Below are 24,714 nucleotides of genomic sequence, written 5' to 3'. Positions count from 1 at the left end.
TCACCGAATCAGTGAAAGAAAAATCAGTCGATCTCTTTGAAAAATTTATCTCTAAATAATTTTATTTGCAAGGTATGTGGTCAATGTATACATACCTTGCATGAAAAGCTTGTTATATCAACGATAATTGAGCTACACATTCGACGTGTGCCGTATGCGGAAACATATCCACCGGCTGTAAATACTCCACCTTATAATCTTTAGACATATAATCAATATCTTTTGCTAAGGTAGAGGGATTACATGACACGTAGACAAACTTTTTCGGCTTTACTTTTTTGATTGCGTCTAATAGCTTACGATCACAGCCTGTTCTCGGCGGGTCAACGACAACTACATCTGGGCGCCAGCCTTCTTCTACCCATTTTGGCAGCCAGTGTTCTGCTGTGCCTGTTACATAGGTTGCGTTTTCGATACCGTGTCTATCTGCATTTTTTTGTGCATCTGTAATCGCAGCTTCGATTGTATCCATGCCGCGGACTTCACTTGCGCCATCTGCTAGCCATAAGCCAATAGTTCCGACACCACAATAAGCATCCGCTATTTTTTCTTGTCCTGTTAACGCTGCTGCTTTTTTTACTTCATCGTACAGCTTTACTGTTTGAACAGGGTTCAATTGGAAAAAGGCACGGGCTGACAATTCGAAGTTTAAATCACCTAGTGTTTCTTGAATGACTTCTTCCCCACTTATATGGATGGTTTTTTCGCCAAAAATAAGAGACGTTTTGTTACCATTGATGTTTTGCACTAAAGATTTTACTTCTGGTAATCTTTTTTGAATTTCAGCCATTACTAATTTTTTTCTTGGCATTTCTTTTTGTGTCGTGATCAGTACCACTTGCACTTCTCCAGATTCAAAGCCAGCACGTGTTACAATTGTGCGGACGATCCCTTTTTGTTTCCGTTCATCATAGATTGGCACTTGGAATTCTTCTAAGATTTTGCGAACTTCTTCTGATACTTTATTCGTTAATGGATGCTGTACCATACAATTCTGAATGGGGATTAAGCGATGGGAATCAAGTCCATATAGCCCTGCAATCACCGCACCATTTTTTTGCTGTCCCACTTGAAATTGACTTTTATTACGATAGTTCCATGGATCTTCCATGCCGATTGTTGGGCGAATATCCAATTTATCGATTTTTAGCTTTGTATGTCTTTCTAATGATTGAATAACAATATCTCTTTTTTCCTGCAATTGCTGATCATAGGCTAAATGCTGAAGCTGACATCCTCCACATTGTTCATAAAAAGGACATGGTGCCTGTACGCGAAAAGGCGAAGACTTTCTTATCTTTTTTACCTTTCCTTCTGAAAACTTGGGCTGAACCTTTGTTGCTTCCACTACCACTTCTTCTCCGGGAAGAGCACCTGGCACAAAGACAACCTGCCTTTTAAAATAACCGACTCCTTCTCCATTTATCCCTAAACGTTTTATTGTCAATGGGAAGGTTTGTCCTACCTTCAGCTTCGCTATCGTATTTTGCTGTTTATCTTTCATCTATAATTACTCCTATTATCTTCTATTAAAAAGGTACTACTATCTTTCCTCATTCTGTCTTCTTCCTATACTAAAGCTTCTTTGGAAAAATATCCAGTTTCTCTTATTCCCAGAAGCTGAAAAAGATTTCCAGCTGATAAAAACTATATTTCCTCAGGTAAATGGCTTAATGACAAGTGAAGCAGCAATTGCTAAAATTATTGTACTAGTTACTTTTTTAATGAAATCTCCTGGGGCAGCTATAAAATTATTACTGTCAAACATCCCTTAAGGTATTGACATGTAGTAAATTCTAAGATATTCTAAACAATGCAAGTAATCACTTGCATTCATTCTTGAAAGTTGGATGGGATATGAAAAAAATAAATAGTACATCAGAACGAATCATTCAAGCGTTTATTGAGCTATTTCGTGATTACGGGTATAAAGGAACAACGACCCGCGCCATTGCTGAAAAAGCAGGTGTGAATGAAGTAACAATTTTCCGCCATTTTGGAAATAAAAAGGGGATTATGGAAGCAGCTATTCAATCAGTATCCTATCACCCTATGTTAGAAAAAGTTATTAATGAACAAATGGTTTGGGATCTTGAACAAGATTTGTGGGTGATCGCAGAGGGCTACCATACGTATATGGAAAAAATCAAAGATTTAGTTATGATTGGTTTGAGCGAGGCACAATTGTTTCCAGAACTTAATGAAACGATTGTTAACATTCCAAAGCAATTAAAAGATATGATGGTATTATACTTTAATGAGATGAATAAAAGAGGGAAGCTAGTAGATACAGATATTGATTTTCAAGCGATGAATTTTATCTGGCTGAATTTCGGCTACTTTCTTTCAAAATCTCGCTTTGGTGACAGTGTCATTTCAAGTTCCAAAAAGGATTTTATAAAACACAGTGTTTATCTTTTTGCTAGGGGATTAACACCCTAGCAATTTTTTTACTATAAATGCAAGCATGTACTTGCTTTAAAAAAAGGGGAATTTAAATGAAAACATTAAAACAATTTTTTAAACATCCTGAAACTATTATTGGTATTTCCACTGCAGTTGCATTCCTATTAATTTTCTTCTGTGTATGGATGACAGCATATGATGGCGTTAATAATCGAATCGACAAGCTGAAAATTGGCTTAGTTAATGAGGACCAACAAATAGGTTCCATGATTGAAAAAGAAGTGGTGAAAAATGTACCATTTGAAGTAAAAATGTACCAATCGATTGATTCCGCAAAAAAAGATATGAATCAATCAAAACTAGATATGGTGATGCAAATCCCTGCAATCTTTTCTAGTCGACTGCAAGAAAATGAGATACCGGAAATTAACTATTTCATTAACCAAGCAAACGCTACTTTGGCAAAACAAATAATGGATGGAGCAGCAAAGAATATTACTCAATCCATTAATGAAAATATTTATAATTATAAACAACAACTTATTCTGTCAAACTTACAGGAACAATTAGGAAAAAACGTACCCTCGAATGAGCTCGCTCAAGAATTTTCAAAGGGTATTTCTCAAGCCTTGGAATCTTTAAACATCCAATCTGTTCAAACAACTGTTGAAAAGACGAATAATGTTGATGGATTTGCTCCTACTATGGTGCCGCTGATGATGGTACTTGCTTCATATGTAGGCTCTATGATTATGAGCCTTAATATGAATATTGTTTCATCAAAAATAAAAAGCAATTATAATAAATGGTCGATATTCTTAGTAAGACAAATCATTAATATAGGTGCATCTATTCTTTTATCTAGCATCACATTATTATTGTTTGCTATATTTAATATTGAATTACACACATCCATAATAGAGTCAGGAATATTTCAAATTTTTGTCTATTTCTCTTTCTTAAGCTTGACACAGATGTTTGTTATTTTATTTGGACCAGGTGGCATGTTATTTAACATCCTTGCCCTTTCATTGCAGCTTGTTACTTCAGGAGTAATTATTCCAAAAACGATGTTATCTAGCTTCTATCAAACGATTGGTTCCTATTTACCGGCAACATATGCTTCAAATGGTTATTATTCATTGATTTTTGGAGGAAAGAGTTTAACAACTGAAATGATGGCTCTGCTAATCGTATCAACTGTAACCCTTTTTGTAGCATTGGTTAGAATTGCTTTACTTAAAAAAAGCATTTCTACAAATAGTGCAATGAGTCAATAAGACTGTTCCACAAACGAAGTATTTAAAATAACCTTCTCATTAAAAAAGGACCATAAAATATACCCATTTTCACACCAAAACTTGTTTTTTACTATCTACACTAAGTTAATACAAAAAATACTTTGGCTACGTGTGATTCTTTTGAATTTCAAGAAGTTAACATTGGGAATGAGACTGCTTTGCTTTTTGCAGGAATGTTAGTTGGCTGCTCTGACCAAACGGAAGATACCGAAACAGAAACACCAGCAGAGAACGAAAAAGAAGAATAAAAAAGTGAATATAGAAACAACAAAAAGGCTGATTAACATGTTCAGCCTTTTTTCTTATATACATTTTCTAAAAAAGCAGATTATTCCTCTTCTGAACTTGCTTTGTTTTTCAGAGCAAAATAATCTTTTAACATCACCTGATTTTCTGCTATATCTGCTAGTGTATACTGGTCTAATACTTTAAAAAACTGTTCCAATGCATTATTTAGAACATGCTTTAATGAACATACTGGCGTGATGACACAGGCATTATTATCATCAAAACATTCTACCAAATAGAAGTTTTCCTCTGTTTGGCGGATAACTGCTCCAATATTAATATCTGCTGGATCCATTGCTAAGCGAAAACCACCGCTTCTTCCTCTGATTGTTTCTATATAGCCTAATTTCCCGAGATTGAAAATAATCTTCATTAAATGGTTTTTCGATATATTATAAACTTCCGATATTTCTTTGATATTTGTTAGTTTTGGCTGTTCTTGTGTTGCCAAATAGATTAATACTCTTAGAGAGTAGTCAGAATAATTGGTTAACCGCATAACTCTATCTCCTTTTGTTATTTTTACGGTTCTGATAGTGAAATTGTGAACATTTTGTTAAACATGTTAAAAACAGTGAAAAAGATGTATTTAAAATATTGCTTTTATCGAGACAGAATCCTATCATTAAAGATGTATTTAAAATATTACTTTAAAAGAAGGTTATAAAAATGCTATCACAAAAAACAATTGACATCATTAAATCTACTGTACCAGTATTACAAGTCCATGGTACACAAATAACTACTGTTTTCTACAAAAATATGTTTGCTGCCCACCCTGAACTGCTGAATATTTTCAATCATGCTAATCAAGCACGAGGACGCCAGCAAACCGCTCTTGCTAATACCGTATTAGCAGCAGCACAAAATATTGATCAGCTTGAGACTATTATACCAGTTGTAAAACAAATCGCCCACAAACACCGCAGTTTAATGGTGAAAGCCGAGCACTATCCAATCGTCGGGGAATTTCTTTTAAAAGCGATTAAAGAAGTCCTAGGAGATGCTGCAACAGATGAAATTATCCAAGCATGGGCTGATGCTTATGGTGTAATTGCACAAGTATTTATTGATATCGAAAAAGAAATGTATGAAGAAAGTGCTTCTCAAAATGGCGGTTGGTCTGACTATAAAGAATTTAAAGTGATAAAGAAAGTAAATGAAAGTGATGTTATTACGTCCTTTTATTTAGCTCCAGCTGACGGAAGTTCGTTACCAGCCTATGAAGCAGGTCAATATATTACCGTCCGCTTATCCATTCCTGGGGAAAAATTCTTATTTAACCGTCAGTACAGCCTATCATGTGCCAGCAATAAAGAATATTTCCGTATTTCCGTTAAAAAGGAAGCGTCAGTAGAAAATCCGGACGGCAAAGTTTCTAATTATCTTCATAGCGATATTAATATTGATGATCTAGTAGAAGTTACCGTTCCAGCAGGTAACTTTACCCTTTTAAAAGAAGAAAAACCAATTGTTTTTATCAGTGGAGGTGTTGGTATCACCCCATTTATGAGCATGGTAGGAACTATTGCAAAAGAGCAGCCCAATCGCGAGGTACACTTTATTCATTCTGCAAGAAGTGGTTCCATCCAAGCATTCAAAGAGGAATTAATCCAACTGAAAGAAAAAATTACGAATCTCACTCTTTCTTATATATACGAAAATCCTACCGAAGAAGATAAGCTAAACCCATTCTTCCAAAAGGCTGGCTATATTGATGCAGACTGGCTAAAAGAGAATGCCATTACGACAGATGGACATTACTATGTCTGCGGCCCAGTTCCATTTTTACAAGCAATGGTAACAGGATTGAAGAAAAATGGGATTGATGATAGTCATATTCATTATGAATTCTTTGGTCCTTCTATGAAGTTATAAGAAAGAAAAAAGCCATTTGTCCGCTGACAACTGGCTTTTTTCTATTAATGGATATCCCGTTTCTTAAAGTTACCGCCTTTTACTTCTGATACATCATAAATAGCGACAAATGCTGTCGGATCTAATTCATGGATAATCTCTTTCATTTTTCTTTCTTCCATCCGGCTGACTACACATGTAATTTCTTTAAATGGCTCATTTGAGTATCCGCCTTCTGCAAGTGTATATGTTGCACTCCGACCTAGGCGGTCACGAATGGTTTCAACCATTACTTCTGGTTCATCTGTAATAATTTTAAACGTTTTGGATCCACTTAAACCTTCTTCTACAATGTGGATTACTTTAGAGGCAATGAAGTATGCAATCGCAGATAAAATAGCTCCTTGAAGACCAAATACCGTAGATACGAAAATAAATACAAACAAGTTTAAAAATAAGATTAAATCACTTGTTCCAAATGGTAATTTTCTTGAAAGCAATACAGCTAACATATCAATTCCATCTAATGCTCCACCATTACGCAAGGCTAAACCCATTCCAAAACCGATAATAATCCCGCCAACAACTGTTATTAGAAGCGTATCTCCTTCAATGATGGTCGGGACATGGTGCATTAAGCTTGTACTAATAGCTAAAGAAAGTATACCGATAACCGAATATATAGCAAAACTTTTTCCTATCTGTTTATATCCTAAAAATATAAAGGGAATATTTAGTATTCCAATCAAAATTCCAAGGGGGAATCCCATTAACTGAGAACCAACGATACTTAAACCAGTAACCCCTCCATCAGATACTGCATTAGGAATAAGCACTGCTTCCAGCCCATATCCAGTGATAATTCCTCCAATAATAACTAATAATGCTCTTGAAGCCATAATAAGCTTCTTTGGTTTTTTCTGTGTCTTTTTCTCCATTTACTTTCCTCGTTTCAAACTATTTAAATAATCAACTTATTTATATTTTACCATAGTTAATTGTTAACAACTAAAGATAAGGCTAAAGAGCTACTCAATACTTCTCCATAGGTATAGGGATGCATAGCTTAAATACGGATGCCATTCCGGGAGCAACGCCTCCATTTCTTCTTTTGTCGGCTTTTGATCCAATTGTAAAAGCTTTTTCAGCGCATTTTGAATCCCTATATCTGCAATAGGAAAAAGATTATTCCTTCCTAATCCAAATAATAATAGATTCTGAATAGTCCATTGGCCTATTCCTCGATAGCGGATTAATTCTTTCATAATTTCGTCATCAGACTTTTTTTCTAAACTTGCGATATCTAAATTACCTTTTATTATTTCATTGGAAAGATCGATAATATACTCAGCTTTTCTTGTACTAAATTGCAGTTCACGCAATTCTTGGACAGTAAGCTTTGCTACTGTTTCTGGTGCTGGGTAAAACCAGACACCATCTTTTTGAAAACCATATGTAGTCACAAAACGCTGGGTTAAGGTGAAGGCAAACTTTAGGTTTAGCTGTTGATGGATTATACACTTTACTAAACTGTTGTAAGGATGAAAATCTAATACAATCGGTGTTCCATAATGCTCCTCAAAGAGCGGCTTTAATTTGGTTGATTGAAAATGTTCATGAATGGCGAGCAATGATTCATCCCACCGGAAAATTCTGCGGATTTCTTTATAAATGAGGTCATGCAATGAGGAATCTATTTCCTCCCACTCTAAGCGAAATGTTGGTTTTTCCGTTATTCCAGTTGCTTGTATCTTCACCACGATTGGTTTGTTATCGATACGAAGTGGTACTTTTACCCATCTTGCTTCTTTATCTAGTACATGTAGTGGATCTAAGGCTAATCTGCTTAAGACGAGATCAAAATTATAAGGTCCTTCAATTTTAACGGTATGCAAAGTGATCACCTGTTTTTTTCTTGTATTATAGCATGAAAAAGCCCAATAAAGAGAAGGAATTCTCTCATTGGGCATACTACAATTCTTATTGCATGATTCCTTCATCCATTTCTTTCTTCAATGTTAAATCGTCTAAGCTTTTAAAGGTATAGCCTCTTTGTTTCAAATCTTTAATTGCTTGTTCTAATGCTTCTGCGTTATCTTTTGAAACAGTATGAAGTAATAAAATACAGCCCGGATGAACTTGTTTCATTATATTGTCATAGCTATACTTCCAACCCTTTTGCTGGTCTGTCTTCCAATCTACAAAGGCTAATGACCAGAACACTTGTGTATATCCTAACTCTTGAGCAAGCTTTAATGTTCTCTCACTAAAAACACCACGCGGGGGACGTAAGTAACTCATTCCCTTTTTCCCTGTTAGTGCTTCTGTTTCTTTCAGAACGGAATCAAGCTCCTGCTTTAATTTTTCATCACTAACTTGTGTAAAATCTGGATGATGGTAGGAATGGTTTCCAATAATATGACCTTCCGCAGCCATTCTTTTAACAAGATCTGGAGCACTTTTTAAATAATGACCAGTAATGAAAAACGTTGCAGGTACCTTTTCTTTTTTGAGAACATCAAGAATTTTTCCTGTATATCCATTTTCATAGCCATTATCAAAGGTTAGATAAAGTACCTTATCTTCACTGGTATCTTTATAATAAGCACCATACTTTTCCAGTAAAGTATCTAACTCTTGCCCTGCTTCTGCCGGTTGTTCATTTGCTCCCTTTTTAAATCCCCAGCTTAGCGGTTTATTGGATACACTCGCTCCTACAGGAAGGGCAAATAAACAAAAAGCAGAAAAGCAAATAAACGTTTTGATTGCTAATTTCAATGTAATTCCTCCTTTGCCGTTCATTCCTTTTGTTATTTTCTGTACACTGGAGGAATTCATTCTTGGTAATAACAAGCAAAGAAAAAAACGGCTAAGCTTTTAGCCGTTCTCACCACATTTATTTGTATACACGATCTTTAAATTGCGCTAATTTTTCTAAAGAAGACATTTCAATATCTTGATGAAGAGAATTACCATGAGCATCCATTGTCACCACGGCTTTAAATCCCTCTACCTTTAAATGCCACATCGCTTCAGGAATTCCAAACTGCATAAGGTCTACACCTTCTACCGATTTAATGCAATCAGCGTAATATTGGGCCGCTCCGCCAATGGCATTTAAGTAGACACCGCCATGCTCTTCCAATGCTTTTAATGTTTTAGCACCCATACCACCTTTTCCAATCACTGCACGGATACCAAATTTTTTCATGATATCCCCTTGGTAAGGCTCTTCCCGAATACTTGTTGTTGGTCCAGCAGCCTTCACATGCCAATTTCCATCTTCATCTTTGAGCATAACTGGTCCACAATGATAAATAATTTGTCCATTTAAATCAATAGGAGCATCATTTGTACTTAAATATTTATGGATCGCATCTCGCCCTGTGTACATCATTCCATTAATTTGGACAACATCTCCGACTTTTAATTGACGGATTTCCTCTTCACTAATTGGTGCTTGAAGGATAATGACTTCCTCTGCTGCCGCTACTTCATTTTCTTCCGTATCTGCTTTGAAATCGATTTTATCTCCTTCTTGATATTGCCACTCCTTAATTTCCCCTGTATCAGGATTTACGGAGATAGCCAAACGGCGGAATGCCCAGCAATTGTAAGCAACGGATACAAAGAAGCTTGCGGGAATACGGTTCATTACGCCAATTTTACAGCCTAACAGTGTTGTTTCCCCGCCGAATCCCATTGTACCAATTCCTAGTTTATTCGCATTCTCCATGATGTACGCTTCTAGCGCCGCTAATTCTGGAATATCATTTGTATCATCGACAGAGCGGAATAGCTGCTCTTTCGCTAAATCATATCCTGCAGAACGGTCTCCACCGATACCGACTCCAATGAAACCAGCACTACAGCCTTGCCCTTGTGCTTGATATACAGAATGAAGAATACATTTACGAATTCCGTCTAAATCACGACCAGCACGGCCAAGACCTTCTAATTCACATGGAAGGCTGTATTGGATATTTTTATTTTCGCAGCCTCCGCCTTTTAAAATTAAACGAATATCGATATAATCCTTTTCCCACTGTTCAAACTTTATGACAGGTGTCCCTGCCCCTAAATTATTCCCGCTATTTTCCCCTGTAAGTGAATCAACGGAGTTTGGTCTGAGCTTCCCATTTTTCGTTGCAAGCTCCATCGCTTCATAAATAGCTGCTTTTATATCCAGCTGATTGACAGCAATAGGTGTTTTAATTTTAAATGTTGGCAGCCCTGTATCTTGGCAAATAGGTGAGACTTCCTTATCTGCCATCCCAATATTTTGCGTAATGGTCGCTAAACTCATCGCCGAACGAGTCCCAGCATTTTCTGATGCAGTAGCTTTTGCAATTGCACGGCGCACATCTTTTGGAAGATTGGTCGATGTTTCTACAATTAAATCGTAAATACTCTTCTTCAGATTTTCAAAATACATGCTTCTCCCCCTCATTTGAAAAGCGCAAGGCATACCTTGCACATTTTTTGTTACATACAAATACTCCCTATAAAAAATTATACTCTTCTCTTCGGCGATAGAGAAGTGATTTGCAATCGTTTACAGAAAATTACTATAAATTTTGGTTTTCTTTATAGAAAAGAAGAGATATCCTTCATCTGGAGGAGATCTCTTCTTAACAATCATCATTTCTAAACCTCAGCCACTTTAAAGACGCCTTGTATTAAGATAATGCATTTTCTACTTCATCTATTAATTGCTGTGCATCGATTTCGACTGGGAATTGAAATTCTTTATCATTAATAAAGACAGTTGGTACCATCTTCACTTGGCGCTCGATGGCCTCTGCTGTAATTTTCAAACTAATATCAATTGTTGCCGGCTCTTCTTGTAAGCCATATGTTTCTGTTAACATCTGCTTAATAAAATCACTATCCTTCTCACTCCATTGGCTTTGCTTCGCAAATAAATCCTTCATGATTTCATAGATGCGCTCTGGCTCATTATAATCAAAAAATAAGTTTGCCAATGTGCCATATAATAGCATTTCACGTGGTTTATCATAATGCTTAATCACATATTGTACTTTCCCATTCTCTATATATGGTTTTAAACTTTGATCAGCTGCAGCAAAGAAAGTAGCACAGTAGGGGCATGCTAAATTTAAAAACACCTCTACTTTTACTGGAGCATCTTTGCTTCCGTAACTTAAAAATGCATTTTTAATTGTGGACATGATCTTTCCTCCTTATTTTATGTTAGTGGGAATAATAGAATCATCCATTGTTACCGCGTCTTTAATACTAATGTCCTTTTTTAGTAGCTCAGCTGCATAAAAAGTATCTGCAAGCTTTTGTTGACTGTTAATAATATCTTCATTTATTTTTTCAACACCAAAGGTTCTTCTTTCATTTGCCTTTTGTAATGGTGCCTCCTCTAATCCAAGCTCAGAAGCTAAGATTTTAGCGACTTCGTCTTTATTTTCATTTGCCCATTGATCTGCCTTTTGTAACTCTTCTAAAATTATTTTTGTAACTTCAGGTTTTTCCTTTAATAATTTTTCTGTTGCAAAATAGAATGTCCGATTTTCTGTCAGGTCTTTCCCATTGATTACTGTTCGAGTATTAACCTTATTTTCGACAATTGCTAAATAAGGATCCCAAGTGCCATATACATCAAACTCACCTTTAGTAAATGCAGCTAATCCTTCCGCAGCGTCTTTATAGAATTTTATTGTTACATCATCTAATGCAATGCCTGCTTTTTCCAATGCAACTAGCAATAAATAGTGCTGATTCCCACCTTGGGTAACCCCAATGGTTTTTCCTTTTAAATCTTCGACTGTTTGGATAGATGAGTCCTCTTTGACTATAAGAGCTACACCTTCTGGATAAGGAGATTCTGAGGCTACATAATGTAACGGATGCCCACCAGCTTGCATAAATACGGCATTCCCATCAGAGGCATGTCCGAAATCAATATTATCTGTATTTAAAGCCTCTAATAACACAGTTCCTGTTGGAAACACCTTCCACTCTACTTGGTAGCCAGCATCACTTAAGGCTTTATCTAAATTCCCATGCTCCTTTAGAATATTTAAGGTATTCCCTTTTTGATAGCCAATAGTAATGACTTCTTTATCCTTATCCACCGATGAATTAGAATCCGTTGAAGCCTTATCTCCACATGCAGCTAAAACAATAGCTGTGAATGCTGCAACAATAAATAGTGAAAATTTCTTCATCTTTATCCCCCTAAAATCTGATTAAGTATTTTTGTTTCATAATAAGTAAATTTATCATTGCGTTCACGAGGTCTTGGCAACTCAATAATTTCATCTAATTGAATGATCCCTTTATCGATAACAATAACCCGATCTGCTAACCTGACTGCTTCTGTTACATCATGGGTTACTAGAAGAGAAGTAAATCTTCGCTGCTGCCATATTTCCTCTATTAAATTTTGCATTTCCAATCGTGTGAGAGCATCAAGTGCTCCAAGTGGTTCATCAAATAGAAGAATATCAGGATTACTCGCTAAAGCACGGGCAAGGGCAATTCTCTGCTTTTGACCACCTGATAATTGATCTGGCCAATCCTTTTTCTTTTCCATTAATCCCACCCGTTCCAGTGAGTTTATCGCGTCATTTTCTTTATCTGCACCTAGTTCAATATTTTGTATAATATTTTTCCAAGGAAGCAGGCGATCATCTTGAAACATAATGCGAATCTTAGGTTCTCGCTCCCCTTCACCAGAAAAAAGCAAACTCCCTTTTGAAGGCTGTTCTAACTTTGCAATAACGCGAAGCAATGTACTTTTGCCACATCCACTACGCCCAACAATTGCCGTAAAGCTTTCCTGTTCAAGTGATAGATTAATGTTGCTTAGTACTTCATTTGTACCGAAACTTTTTGCTACCTCTTTTAATTCTATTTTGAACATATCATCACCTCATTCCATCTTAATCTCGTCGATAAGCGGGATTCCATTTTAAAAATCTTTGTTCGAGCAGTTTTGCGAGAAAATCGGATAATTTACCTAAGATGGCATACAAAACAATTGTTAATACAACAATATCCATTTGCATAAATTCTCGACCATTTGTTGCCAAAAAACCGATTCCAGCATCTGCACCAATCGTTTCCGCAACAATTAAGGAAGTCCACATGACTCCAAGAGCATATCGCACTCCGACTAAAATAGATGGCAAGGCACCTGGTAAGATAATATTTCTAAAAAGCATCCATTTATTTAAACCATAAACAGATCCCATTTCTACTAATTTCCGATCAACATTCTTAATTCCATTAAATGTGTTGATATAGATTGGGAACATAACCCCTATTCCCACTAAGAAAATCTTGGCACTCTCTCCAATCCCAAACCAAAGTATAACAAGAGGAATTAAGGCTAAGTGTGGAATTGTTCGTATCATTTGAATAGATGTATCAATGACTCTTTCAAAAAATAAAATGGTTCCATTAAATAAACCTAAAATAAATCCTAATATTCCCCCAATGACGAAACCGATAAATGCCCGCTGTGTGCTTATCCACACATGTTCTTGTAAATCACCTGTCCCCCATAAGCTAATTCCTGCTTTTATGACCTCTACTGGTGTTGGCAAAATAGAAGAAGTAATGATCTGAAACTGTCCTAAAATTTGCCACAGTACAATAAGGAAAATAGGAAGGATCCATGGTACATATGGATTGTCATACCACCTTTTGCTTTTTTTCATTTTTTCACCTTCCATACAATGTAAAATTAATCGTAACGTTCTTTATTATAGTAATTCCAATCGGATTTGTAAACATTAAAATTTTTAATTATCAGTAAAATCAGCCTATAAAAAAACACCCATCTGCTGAGTGTTTTTAAACAATCTATTTTTTATTGATGGGAAGCTTTATCCCCTCGAAAAAGTTTAAGAAGTGGTTTATAAATCTCTATGTTTAAACTCATTACATTTTGATTCAATTTCATCTATCATTTCAATTAAGCGATCAATATCCTCTAGTTCAGCTTCTTCTGGATCAATGGCATCTAGCACATCCATAAACATATTTAATCTTGTCTTTAGAAAAGTAACTTGCTCATTTTTATCTGTAATTGAACTACCCAATGTATTCTCTCCTTTCAAAACTACTTCTTAATCGTAACGAATTTTTCTTCTTTCGGCAACCTTCCTCTTTTTAGCTTGGCACAGGTATTATTTTTTTACACATTCATAGAGGAAAAAGAAAGAAACATCTAGTCAAGATGCTCCTTTCTTTTTATTTATTGACACTTTCCTTTCCTAACCCTGTAGCTATATAATCGATAATTCTATCCATCACTTGAGGAAAAAGCTCTGTTCCTATTTCATCTTTATGCAATCTTATCATCATAATCGCTTGGATAACTCCTACCGTTAATTCTGGATTCTCTTTAGGTAAAACTCCACGATCCATGAGAATTTTGATAGCATTGATTCCTCTTTGAGTATGTATCCGCGAGAATTCTTCCATCTGTTCCGGAAGTTTTCTTGTAAGTCTTTCATGTTCATCACTCTGAAACACACGTTGAAGAAAGGGATTTTCCTCCACAAATGTGAAGGATGTATGAAAAAATGAAGTAAGCAAGTCCTTCGGAGAAAGATCTTCACGAAATAACTCAGCAAGAACTGTCTCACGTACTTCTTCTTCATTTTTTAGAATTTCGAAATAAAGCTCCTCTTTAGATTGAAAGAATTTATAGAATGAGCCCTTAGCAATCCCGCATGCCTGTACAATATCATCAATAGTTGTTTTAGCCAGTCCATACTGTATAAAAATTTCTCTTCCTTTTTCCATAAGGGCATGATGGATATGCTCTTTTTCCTGTTTTGTAAATTTAGGCATGATAAATCTCCTTTTAATATTTTTATGACTTTTTATAGACATTTAGTCACATAATGTTTATACTTATCTTAATCTCTTTGTAAATAAAAGTAAATAAGTAATAGTATATTTTTGAATTTATATGACTATAAGACCTTTTTTGTTCGCATAAAGAGATGACGATGGAGGGGAAATTCATTGTTAGATCTATTTCCTCTCCTTTCACTATTGAATATAAAGATGGAGAGATGAAAATGAAGACCTTAGAAAAAGCATTTGAATTTGAAAAATTATATAATTTTCGTGATATTGGCGGCATGACAACCAGTGACGGGCGCAAAATGAAAGCTGGTGTATTATTTCGTTCAGAAGAGTTATCTAAGTTATCCAACAAAGATTTGGAAACCTTCGATAAATTGAATATAAAAGCCATTTGTGATTTAAGAACACCTAATGAGCAAAAATCAAAGGTAAGTCGTATCCCGACTGGAAAAAGAATTCAATTATTAAATGTATCCATCCATGATAAAAGCCGAGAATTCACCCGTCTTGAATTCTTTAAATTTCTAGTTAGCAAGTCAAATACCATTGATTTTGAAAAGATCATGAAAGAAATGTATGAACATATGGCATTTGGCTGTCATAAGGAAATTCGCGAAATTCTTATCTTTCTTTCAAACCAGCAAAATATTCCTGCCCTGATTCATTGCACAGGAGGAAAAGACCGAACTGGCTTTGTCTCAGCAATTATTCAATTACTTGTGGGTGTCCCATATGAAGCGGTTATAAACGAATATCTAGTATCAAATCAGTTAATAGCTGCTCGTATGAAGAAAGTCGAAACTTTTATTAGATGGATGAGTTTGTTTCAAGTATCGCCAGAACGATTAAAACCCATGTTAGAAGTTCAGCGTGATTATTTAGAAGACGTATATAGAAAAATCATCGAAGAGTACGGAAACATAGAAACTTATCTTCTGGTGGCTTGTAATATTCCTCAAAGCAATTTAGACAAGCTCAAACAATTATTAATTGAATAGAAAGTTATGAGTTATGATCTTAAATATAGAAGTTTTACATGTGAAGATGGATTTAGAGAAAATTACTTTCTACCCAGCAAGTTTATTAAAAAAAAGACAACCGCTACATAAAAAGAGCATCTTCTAAGACTTAAGATGCTCCTTTTCTCTACATTATTGTAGGGCTGCCCCCTTTTCCTTTACTTCCATCTCTTCTCTAACAGCAGGAAGCTGGGTTCCTTCTTTCATTTCTGACGATTCAATAATTTGGTCTTTCGTAGTAGCTATCTTATTCGTAATTTGGTTATATTGTCTCTTTGTTTGAAAGTAGAGTTGTCTGAAATCCTCCGTAATTTCTTTTAAGTCCTTGGAACGCTCACGCACAGTGGATTGAATTTGCTTGTACAATCTCTGAGTATCATTCGTAATAGCTTTCATGGCATCAGAAGAACGATGGAATCTTTCCTTCCAATCCTTTTTAAATTCATCTGGGTTATCTTTATAACTCTGAACAATGCGAGTGCTTCCATCTTTTAAATTCTCGAATTTCTGCATCGTTCTTTTTCTTGTAGCTGGATCAATTAGAGAAACTGTGACACCAATGACACTTCCAATTACTAAGCCTGTTACAATTTTATTTCCTTGATTTGCTGCATTAGACATATCATTCATCTCCCTTCTTCTCGTTAAAGATTCTTTTCCCGCCTACGTAATATTTAAACAAAAACGTTTGACATATAGGATTTTTCCTTTAATAATGACAAGGGGCCTTTTATCCCTAACAATGGAAAAAAGCATTCTATACCTTTTTTACACATAGATATAGTTTAACTATTTATTTTATAAAGGAGCTTATAATGATTACTGAAAAAAACATAATTTCTCCAAGCATTGATCCTTGGGAAGCTTATATGGATATGGAGCAGCATGGAAAATTAACCTTATCTAACATTGAATTTACTACAACAACCTTATGTAATATGCGCTGCGAGCATTGTGCTGTTGGTTATACTCTTCAACCAAAAGACCCGAATGCTTTACCGATTGATTTATTACTAAAAAAACTGGATGAAATTCCGCATCTACGCTCACTAAGTATTACTGGCGGAGAGCCAATGATGAGCCGAAAATCTGTAGAAAATTATGTGGTCCCTCTTTTTAAATATGCACATAGCCGCGGAGTAAAAACACAGTTAAATTCAAATTTAACACTAGGTCTGGACCGTTACGAACCCGTAATTCCTTATTTAGATGTGCTGCATATTTCTCATAACTGGGGAACAGAAGAGGAATTTGCAGAACGAGGTTTTGCAATGATGACAAGAAAACCAACTTACGAACAAAGAGGGAAGCTATTTAACAACATTATTACAAATAGTAGAGCTTTAGTAGAAGCTGGGGTAGTTGTCTCTGCCGAAACCATGCTAAATAAGCGTACACTCCCATATTTAGAGCATATCCACCGGCAAATTGTTGAAGAGATGAAATGTCAAAGACACGAGATTCACCCTATGTACCCTTCAGATTTCGCTTCTGCTTTAGAAACATTATCACTAGATGAAATTCGTGACAGCATCAATCACCTTCTCGATATTCGCGATGAAAATGTGTGGATGCTATTTGGTACCCTTCCATTTTATCCGTGTAATACGAAAGAAGAAGATCTACAGTTATTAAATCGCCTTTATTCTAGCAAAAATGTTACAGTTCGAAACGATCCTGATGGTCGTTCTCGTTTAAACGTTAATATTTTTACTGGAGATGTAATTGTTACTGATTTCGGTGACACTCCAGCACTTGGCAATATTCAAACAGATCATTTAGAAGATATCTTCCAAAAATGGCTATCCACTGATTTAGCTCGTTCGCTAAATTGTCATTGTCCTGCTGTTAAATGCCTTGGACCAAATGTCCTTGTAAAAAACAGTTACTATCAAGATGTGGATTTTACAACAAGAAAAGCAGTAATTAGTCGATAATAAAAAGTAGTGTCCATTGATAGTTGATGGACACTTTTTATTGTGCGTTGTGGGCGTTTTTGCAAGATGATTTTGTACTATTGGTATATGTTTACGGTAAGGAGAAATGCTGTTTTTCTTTTTGGCTTATGAACACCATTTTTCTCTCTTCCCTCCGCTTTTTGGCTTTCATATCTGTTATGAACACCACTTTTCCGCTTAGCTCCCCTTCTTTTGGTTTTCGTTTCTCTTATGAACACCATTTTTCCACTTAGCTTCCCTTCTTTTGGATTTCATTTCTCTTATGAACACCATTTTTTTCCAATTATTCCCTCCTTATTTAACTTTTCATCCTCCATAAAAAAGCCACTTTCTCCGATCCACTCTCTATTCCTGTTCGCTCCCCAACACCTTCTCCTAACAAAAAAAAAGACTGACATCCATAGTCAGCCTTTTATCCATCCATTTATTTCGGTTTTTCGCTTGCGCTAAATTCAAAGGAAATATGATCTTGGACGGGAATCCATGCACCAATTCCTTGAGAAGTTACATTTTTAACTATAATGGATTTTTTGCTACCTTTAAGCATCATGTATACTTCACCATATGTCACTTTTCCTTTTTCATTAACTGCAGGTGCATAACCGTATAAATATCCAAGTCTTTTAGCTGGGATATTGTATACTTGGTCCTTTTTCGTTCCTGTTCCAACCACTGTTTCAAAAGCAAGAGATAATCCTGAATTTTGAGCTGCTTTTACAAGCATCATTTTCTTCACTTGTTCTGCATTGGGAATTTTTGCAGTTAAGCCGCCCCTAATTTTTTTCTGTGATTCTTGCACATAATGGATCTGGTAGGATGATTTCCCACCACGATTATCATAGAAATTGGTATTTATTTTCTGATACTCCCAATTTGGCGCCGTTTCTGTTGACTCATAGTTAAGCGGCCATTGTCCTAAATAGACAATTGCTTTATAGCCAAGAGCAAATGGCGTACTATTAACCGTAGACTCATTCAACATACGAATCAAATCTGGATTATCGATTTTCACTTTAGAAGAATTAATAAGCTGCTGTGTTAACTCACTAGGTTGTAGCTTAGGCACATCCTGTGTTGGGTTTGGATACGTATTTTCCTTCGTTATATTCATAACTGCATTAGGTATGGTAATAATTTTGGATTTCGGTGGACTTTCTTCTTTTTCTTTCTCTTTTGCTTTTTCCGCATATGTGAACATTGGAAGCATTAAGAAAAAAGATAAAAGCACAATTATTATTTTCTTGTACATAGCAATTTGAACTCCCTTCAAATAATCATCCATCACTATGATTATTTTTTTCGGAGTTCATCAAGATTATCCATTATAAAATAATTTTTTTCTTTCCTTCTATTTAATTACAAATTTTCCCGTCAGCTTAGAACAGTATGGATGGAAAAATTGAATAGCTGGACCAAGTCCAAAAGCAATGATTAAGGTACCAAGCCCAATAGGTCCTTTTACTAAAAAAGCGAACAATAAAGCAAGTATTTCTCCAATTAGCTTAGCCATCATAAGATTGACTCCATATCTCTCCTGAATGGTAACCATAAAATCATCAATGGGATTTAAAGGAAATTCTGACTGTAAGTAGAGAGCAATCCCTAGACCAACAATAATTAACCCAGCAATAAGTAAAAGTAATTGACTCATAAACATAAAATAATGAAGACGATTAACAAGATGCGCCATCCAAAAATCAACAAAAAAGCCAAGAATAAACACGGTTGCAAGAGATAATAAATTTGGTCTTTTTCGTAAAAGAAAAGCATTAACAAATATAAGGAGGATACCTACAATAACAATCCAGCTTCCGATTGTTAATCCTACCAAATGAGACAGGCCTACATTAAGAGCATCCCAAGGACCAGCTCCTAAATTAGCCTTAATAGTCAACGTTGCCCCAAACGCTAATATAAAAAGCCCGCCAACGTACAAAAGCCATCGATAAAACAATGACGACATAGATTAAACCCCTTTCTCCACCCATCCTCTTACTTTCATTCATATGCATACGAAACTTAAAACTTGTCCTTTATCCTTAAAAATAAATAATCAGAATATTTACATTTATTAAATATTATTGTATAATAAGATCATCAAATAAAAGGAGGGCAGCTATTTAGATCGCTTGGATTTTAGTAAAGGAGGAAAATATAAACCTTTGAATATTCATCAATCAGAATGTAATCCACATTACAAAAGGAAAAGAGGTTGGTGATCCGATGGAAGCGACATGATAGATTCCCTAAACAACATATTTAAATCAACAAATACTTAAAATTTATTATCGAAAAATAAAGAGGTGAATAAGAAAAAGAGGCCTAGCCGTTGTAAAGAAAACGGCTAGGCCTTGTTTTTCTAAATTATATAGTCTTAAAGCAAATAAAACCCAATTCCCATAATCGCATAAGCTGCCAGTAAGGTTGCTCCCTCAAACCAGTTTGTCTCTCCATCATTTGAAATACTTACCATTAGCAATACAGCTGTTACCATACTAATAAGTTCTGGCAGCGTAAAGACTAATGATAATCCACTTGGGAAAAACAAGGAAATTAATACTAATAACGGTGCAACAAACATCGCAATTTGCAACGTTGAACCAATCGCAATTTCAACCGCTATGTCCATTTTGTTCTTGTATGCCATTACGACAGCAGAAGCATGTTCTGCAGCATTTCCTACAATCGCCACAATAATGATCCCGATAAATAACTCAGACCAGCCAAAGGATTCTGCAACTACCTCGAAAGTATGTACTAGGTTTTCTGACACATAAGCAACTGCTAGTGTTGCAATCGCCAAAATAGCAATACTTTTTTTCACAGACCATTCTGGATTTTCCTCATGAGCATGACCGTGGTCTCCACTCTTTTCCACTTGATAAACCCCGCGATGAGTTACTAATTTAAATAAAAGTGCTGCTAAATACAATACAATTAAAATAATAGCGATCCCAATACTTAATGAAAATGTTTTTCCTTCACCCATATTCATCGTGAAAACTTCAGGAATAACAAACGCAACGATAACGGCGAAAATCAGCAGTCCTGAGTTATGACGAGCATCAAAAACATTAAATTGCTGTCTCTTATACTTTAACCCGCCGATAAAAAAGGACAACCCAGCTACAAGCAATAGATTCCCCAGCACAGATCCAGTTAAGGATGCTAATACTACTTCTGTTAACCCCTCACGTAAAGCAAATATAGCAATTATTAATTCTACAGCATTCCCAAAAGTAGCATTTAATAATCCACCAATTCGAGGGCCAGCGACAATAGCTAAGCTTTCTGTTGCTCTCCCCATAAAACTCGATAACGCAATGATGGTAAGACAGTAAATAACAAACATAAGAATGCTTGACCAATGTAACAAGGAACCTATTATCGATAATGGAACCCCAATAAATGCTGCAATCATAAATATTTTATTAACCATTTTTTCGCTTCCTTTCACTATCACCTTCATTTATTTTTCCCATCCGGCTGGAGGCTAAACTTATTATACAGCTACTTTCCCTAAATATAACCAATTTTCAAGAAATTTTACTGCTTTAGGAAAAGAAAAATAATATTCTTACTTCTCTAAAAAAATCTATTGCAATACTGTTCAATCCCCTATAACATCATTTAGGGAGACTAAATATAAACCCAATGTAAGGAAAAAATAAGGAGTATATTATGAACAGTAAAAAATTTGCCGTATTAATTAGCATTGTCAGTATTTCTGGATTTAGTCAGGGAATGCTGCTTCCATTAATAGCAGTTATTTTTGAAAGTGATGGTCTTTCTTCCAGTTTAAATGGCTTAAATGCAGTGGGACTGTATATAGGGATTCTGCTAATCTCTCCTTTTATGGAACATCCATTGCGTAAATATGGGTATAAACCCGTTATCGTTTTTGGCGGGTTGGTTGTTATTGTTGCACTAGCGCTTTTTCCAGTGTGGAAATCCTTTTGGTTCTGGTTCCTTCTTCGTTTATTTATTGGTATTGGAGATCACTCTCTCCATTTTGCAACCCAAACATGGATTACTACAGCTTCACCAAAGGAGAAACGCGGACGCAATATTTCACTATACGGTGTATTCTTTGGGATTGGATTTGCAGTGGGACCATTGTTAACACCATTAGTAAAAATAAATGAGTCACTGCCATTTATTCTTTCATCTATTATGTGCTTTATCGCATGGATCTTTATTCTCTGGATTAAAAATGATTTTCCAGAGCAAACAGTAGAAACCAATTCATTTCTCGATACAATGAAACGCTTTTCTAGTGCTATGAAGTATGCATGGATTGCTTTTCTTCCACCGCTTGCCTATGGATTCTTAGAATCAAGCTTAAACTCTAGTTTTCCTGTGTATGGATTAAGAATTGAATTAAGTGTCGTCCAGATTTCTCTCTTGCTTACCGCCTTTTCGATCGGAGCCATTGTCTTTCAGCTTCCTTTAGGAATGATTAGTGATAAATTTGGCAGAAGACAGACACTTATAACGATTTTAATTATCGGTACTGCCTGCTTTTCTTTCGCAAGCCTATTAGAAGCTTATTTAATCGGCCTTATCATCTGTCTCTTCCTCGCAGGAATGGCAGTTGGCTCTACCTTCTCTTTAGGCATTAGCTATATGACCGATTTAGTTCCATCTAATCTTCTGCCGACTGGAAATCTTCTTTGTGGAATGGCCTTTAGCGTTGGAAGTCTCATTGGTCCATATTTGGGAGGATTGTTTATTCAATATTTCCAGCATATAAGCTACTTTGTAGTGATTGCTGCTATCTTATTTATTGTTGGTTTGATTATTTTCCTTTTCGGGAAAAAAGAAATGAAAAATCAATATTTAGCAGAAGCAAAATGATACCTGGTTCATACAATATGTGGTAAGATTACCTTATAAAACTAAATATCAAAAAATTATTTTTATTCGGGTATTTATGCTGTCACCTTTCTAGGTGGCAGCTTTCGTGTTTTTTAAGGGTATTGAACTTGATTCTCGCTCTCAATAAGAATGGTTAACAAAGGAGGAAAAACGAATGTCTACAGAAACAGAATTAAAAACCTATATCGAAACAAAGCTAGAAGCAGAGCCTACTCTATTTGCCAAGCTATCTCCTCATCTCGAACTAATTGCTGCAGGGATAAGCGGAATTTTCATTGTAAGCGGCTGGATTTTACACCACTTTCATTATTCTTCTATGTCTATCCTAGCCTACTTACTTGCTTTTGTGATTGGCGGCTATGCAAAGGCGAAAGAGGGAATTAGCGAAACGATTGAAAATAAAGAATTAAATGTCGAAATGCTCATGATTTTTGCAGCAATTGGTTCTGCTATTATTGGATATTGGGCAGAAGGAGCGATATTAATATTTATCTTTGCTGTAAGTGGAGCATTAGAGACTTATACTATGAATAAGAGCAATAAAGAAATATCTGCTCTTATGAAATTGCAGCCAGAAGAAGCTGTCCGAATCCTGCCTGATGGCCAAGAGCAAGTGGTTCCAGTATCATCTCTTTCTGTCTCCGATATCATTTTAATTAAACCAGGTGAAAGAGTACCTGTGGATGGAAAGATTATTAAGGGAACTACAGCAATTGATGAAGCAGCTATCACCGGTGAGTCTATTCCATTATCTAAGGGAATTAATGATGAAGTATTTGCTGGAACCGTAAATATAAGCGGGTCGATTACCGTCACCCTGACCAAACATGCAGACGAAACTCTTTTCCAAAAAATTATTACATTGATTCAATCAGCACAAAGTGAGAAATCCCCTTCGCAAGCCTTTATCGAAAAGTTCGAAGGTGCCTATGTCAAAATTGTATTAACTATTGTTGTCCTATTAATGTTCCTTCCCCATTTCCTTTTAGGGTGGTCATGGAATGAAACTTTTTATCGAGCAATGATTTTTTTAGTCGTGGCCTCTCCTTGCGCCTTAGTTGCAAGCATTATGCCAGCCACATTATCAGCGATTTCTAATGGAGCAAGAGCTGGCATCCTTTTTAAAGGTGGCGTTCACCTAGAAAATCTTGCGCATGTAAAAGCAATTGCTTTTGACAAAACAGGAACATTAACAAAAGGAAAACCGGTTGTAACAGATGTCCTGGTTGATCAACATTTTTCAGAGAAAGAAATTATTCAAATAACAGCTAGCATTGAAAGCCATTCAAATCACCCACTTGCAAAAGCAATTGTCCAATACGCTAAGCTGAAATATCAAGAAACATTCCCACAGCCAGAAAGCATTCAAGATAATTCAGGCTGGGGTGTTACAGCCCTTTTGAATAATGCCGAATGGCGGATTGGAAAAGCTGCTTTTGTAGGCGAAAAGGAAGCAAAGGCTTTCCAACAAGGAAAATATGATCAGTTATCAAAAGAAGGAAAAACAACTGTATTTATAAAAAAAGATGCCGATGTGATTGCGTTAATTGCATTAAAGGATATTGTAAGAGAAGAATCGAAAGAAGCTATTAACCGTTTAAAGGAAAATGGTATTTATACGGTTATGGTAACAGGAGATAATGAAAAAACAGCAAAAGCCATCGCCCAAGAAAGCTATGTAGAGGACTATATTGCTGAATGCTTACCAGAAAAGAAAGTAACCTCTATTAAAGAGTTAAAAGAGCGATATGAAATCGTGGCTATGGTTGGAGATGGAATTAATGATGCACCAGCTCTCGCCACAGCAAATGTCGGCATTGCCATGGGCGAAGGTACAGATGTTGCTTTAGAAACAGCGGATGTTGTTTTAATGAAAAATGATTTACCTAAAATTGCTGATGCCATTCAACTATCTAAACGGATGAATCGCATTATTAAACAAAATATTATCTTTTCTATTTCGGTCATTATGCTCTTAATTATTTCCAACTTCCTGCAAATCGTTGCCCTTCCTTTTGGTGTTATTGGACATGAAGGCAGCACCATCTTGGTTATTTTAAATAGCTTGCGGTTATTAAAAGGATAAGCAACTCGGCGGAGGAATGTGGATACATGTTGGCTGATATTTTCTAGTTTTGGCTGATTCCT

The 24,714-nt window shown here is 35.8% G+C and carries 23 protein-coding genes; 7 read left to right on the top strand and 16 right to left on the bottom strand.

Annotation, left to right across the window (positions count from 1 at the left end; genetic code table 11):
* Window positions 1–112: 112 nt before the first annotated feature.
* A complete protein-coding gene (rlmD, locus tag MHH96_RS09260; RefSeq protein WP_341117134.1) occupies window positions 113–1,504 on the bottom strand; it encodes a 23S rRNA (uracil(1939)-C(5))-methyltransferase RlmD in 1,392 nt (463 codons plus the stop codon).
* Between the two features lie 353 nt (window positions 1,505–1,857).
* Here rlmD and MHH96_RS09255 point away from each other — a divergent pair, with 353 nt between their 5' ends.
* Window positions 1,858–2,442, top strand: a complete 585-nt coding sequence (locus tag MHH96_RS09255) for a TetR/AcrR family transcriptional regulator (protein WP_047941700.1) — start codon at window positions 1,858–1,860, stop codon at window positions 2,440–2,442.
* A gap of 56 nt (window positions 2,443–2,498) precedes the next feature.
* Entirely contained in the window at window positions 2,499–3,686 is a 1,188-nt protein-coding gene (locus MHH96_RS09250; protein WP_341117133.1) for a YhgE/Pip domain-containing protein, read from the top strand.
* 349 nt (window positions 3,687–4,035) lie between these two features.
* Here the strand turns inward: MHH96_RS09250 and MHH96_RS09245 are convergent, their stop codons facing one another.
* Window positions 4,036–4,494 carry an RrF2 family transcriptional regulator gene (locus MHH96_RS09245; RefSeq protein WP_047941702.1) on the bottom strand — a complete coding sequence of 153 codons (459 nt, stop codon included), beginning with the start codon at window positions 4,492–4,494 and terminating at the stop codon, window positions 4,036–4,038.
* 170 nt (window positions 4,495–4,664) lie between these two features.
* Between MHH96_RS09245 and hmpA the strand changes: the two genes are divergently transcribed.
* Window positions 4,665–5,873: an NO-inducible flavohemoprotein gene (hmpA, locus tag MHH96_RS09240; RefSeq protein WP_341117131.1), complete on the top strand. Its 1,209-nt coding sequence runs from the start codon at window positions 4,665–4,667 to the stop codon at window positions 5,871–5,873.
* A gap of 44 nt (window positions 5,874–5,917) precedes the next feature.
* On the opposite strand, the gene MHH96_RS09235 is transcribed toward hmpA, so the two are convergent.
* The 10 genes from MHH96_RS09235 to MHH96_RS09190 all read right to left on the bottom strand — a co-directional run bounded on the left by MHH96_RS09235 (window position 5,918) and on the right by MHH96_RS09190 (window position 14,690).
* Window positions 5,918–6,790 (bottom strand): YitT family protein, encoded by an 873-nt coding sequence (locus MHH96_RS09235; protein ID WP_047941704.1) that lies wholly within the window; start codon window positions 6,788–6,790, stop codon window positions 5,918–5,920.
* A 90-nt stretch (window positions 6,791–6,880) separates the two neighbouring features.
* Window positions 6,881–7,747, bottom strand: coding sequence for a DNA-3-methyladenine glycosylase family protein (locus MHH96_RS09230; RefSeq protein WP_061799863.1), 867 nt, complete (start codon window positions 7,745–7,747; stop codon window positions 6,881–6,883).
* An 85-nt stretch (window positions 7,748–7,832) separates the two neighbouring features.
* The gene (pdaA, locus tag MHH96_RS09225; protein ID WP_047941822.1) at window positions 7,833–8,654 is read right to left on the bottom strand and encodes a delta-lactam-biosynthetic de-N-acetylase; all 822 of its coding nucleotides are present in this window, start codon (window positions 8,652–8,654) and stop codon (window positions 7,833–7,835) included.
* Window positions 8,655–8,748: 94 nt separating this feature from the next.
* Complete coding sequence (locus tag MHH96_RS09220; RefSeq protein WP_061799865.1) at window positions 8,749–10,287, bottom strand: fumarate hydratase; 1,539 nt, start codon at window positions 10,285–10,287, stop codon at window positions 8,749–8,751.
* A 244-nt stretch (window positions 10,288–10,531) separates the two neighbouring features.
* Window positions 10,532–11,044, bottom strand: a complete 513-nt coding sequence (locus MHH96_RS09215; protein ID WP_047941707.1) for a thioredoxin domain-containing protein — start codon at window positions 11,042–11,044, stop codon at window positions 10,532–10,534.
* Window positions 11,045–11,056: 12 nt separating this feature from the next.
* On the bottom strand, window positions 11,057–12,052 hold the full coding sequence (locus tag MHH96_RS09210) for an aliphatic sulfonate ABC transporter substrate-binding protein (protein ID WP_144580241.1): 996 nt from the start codon (window positions 12,050–12,052) through the stop codon (window positions 11,057–11,059).
* A gap of 2 nt (window positions 12,053–12,054) precedes the next feature.
* Complete coding sequence (locus MHH96_RS09205) at window positions 12,055–12,750, bottom strand: ABC transporter ATP-binding protein (protein WP_047941709.1); 696 nt, start codon at window positions 12,748–12,750, stop codon at window positions 12,055–12,057.
* 19 nt (window positions 12,751–12,769) lie between these two features.
* On the bottom strand, window positions 12,770–13,549 hold the full coding sequence (locus tag MHH96_RS09200; RefSeq protein ID WP_047941710.1) for an ABC transporter permease subunit: 780 nt from the start codon (window positions 13,547–13,549) through the stop codon (window positions 12,770–12,772).
* A 198-nt stretch (window positions 13,550–13,747) separates the two neighbouring features.
* Window positions 13,748–13,933, bottom strand: coding sequence for an SE1561 family protein (locus MHH96_RS09195; RefSeq protein ID WP_047941711.1), 186 nt, complete (start codon window positions 13,931–13,933; stop codon window positions 13,748–13,750).
* Window positions 13,934–14,084: 151 nt separating this feature from the next.
* Window positions 14,085–14,690 carry a TetR family transcriptional regulator gene (locus MHH96_RS09190; protein WP_144545444.1) on the bottom strand — a complete coding sequence of 202 codons (606 nt, stop codon included), beginning with the start codon at window positions 14,688–14,690 and terminating at the stop codon, window positions 14,085–14,087.
* 233 nt (window positions 14,691–14,923) lie between these two features.
* Here MHH96_RS09190 and MHH96_RS09185 point away from each other — a divergent pair, with 233 nt between their 5' ends.
* A complete protein-coding gene (locus MHH96_RS09185; RefSeq protein ID WP_047941823.1) occupies window positions 14,924–15,709 on the top strand; it encodes a tyrosine-protein phosphatase in 786 nt (261 codons plus the stop codon).
* Window positions 15,710–15,862: 153 nt separating this feature from the next.
* Here the strand turns inward: MHH96_RS09185 and MHH96_RS09180 are convergent, their stop codons facing one another.
* Window positions 15,863–16,351 (bottom strand): YtxH domain-containing protein, encoded by a 489-nt coding sequence (locus MHH96_RS09180; RefSeq protein ID WP_341117127.1) that lies wholly within the window; start codon window positions 16,349–16,351, stop codon window positions 15,863–15,865.
* 194 nt (window positions 16,352–16,545) lie between these two features.
* Here MHH96_RS09180 and yfkAB point away from each other — a divergent pair, with 194 nt between their 5' ends.
* Window positions 16,546–17,667: a radical SAM/CxCxxxxC motif protein YfkAB gene (yfkAB, locus tag MHH96_RS09175; protein ID WP_047941714.1), complete on the top strand. Its 1,122-nt coding sequence runs from the start codon at window positions 16,546–16,548 to the stop codon at window positions 17,665–17,667.
* A 445-nt stretch (window positions 17,668–18,112) separates the two neighbouring features.
* On the opposite strand, the gene MHH96_RS09170 is transcribed toward yfkAB, so the two are convergent.
* From MHH96_RS09170 to cax, 3 genes are all read right to left on the bottom strand, one after another.
* A complete protein-coding gene (locus tag MHH96_RS09170; RefSeq protein ID WP_047941715.1) occupies window positions 18,113–18,937 on the bottom strand; it encodes a YfkD famly protein in 825 nt (274 codons plus the stop codon).
* A gap of 99 nt (window positions 18,938–19,036) precedes the next feature.
* Window positions 19,037–19,651, bottom strand: coding sequence for a YczE/YyaS/YitT family protein (locus tag MHH96_RS09165; RefSeq protein WP_047941716.1), 615 nt, complete (start codon window positions 19,649–19,651; stop codon window positions 19,037–19,039).
* A gap of 411 nt (window positions 19,652–20,062) precedes the next feature.
* On the bottom strand, window positions 20,063–21,127 hold the full coding sequence (gene cax / locus MHH96_RS09160; protein ID WP_047941717.1) for a calcium/proton exchanger: 1,065 nt from the start codon (window positions 21,125–21,127) through the stop codon (window positions 20,063–20,065).
* Window positions 21,128–21,369: 242 nt separating this feature from the next.
* On the opposite strand from cax, the gene MHH96_RS09155 reads away from it, so the two are divergent.
* Both MHH96_RS09155 and MHH96_RS09150 read left to right on the top strand, forming a co-directional pair.
* A complete protein-coding gene (locus MHH96_RS09155; protein WP_047941718.1) occupies window positions 21,370–22,545 on the top strand; it encodes an MFS transporter in 1,176 nt (391 codons plus the stop codon).
* Window positions 22,546–22,720: 175 nt separating this feature from the next.
* Window positions 22,721–24,652: a heavy metal translocating P-type ATPase gene (locus tag MHH96_RS09150; protein ID WP_095322564.1), complete on the top strand. Its 1,932-nt coding sequence runs from the start codon at window positions 22,721–22,723 to the stop codon at window positions 24,650–24,652.
* Window positions 24,653–24,714: the final 62 nt, after the last annotated feature.

It is taken from the genome of Niallia sp. FSL K6-0212, from assembly GCF_038007605.1.
Classification (GTDB): domain Bacteria; phylum Bacillota; class Bacilli; order Bacillales; family Cytobacillaceae; genus Niallia; species Niallia circulans.
The sequence above is the reverse complement of the archived record's forward strand: the minus strand, read 5'-3'. Positions and strand labels throughout refer to the sequence as shown.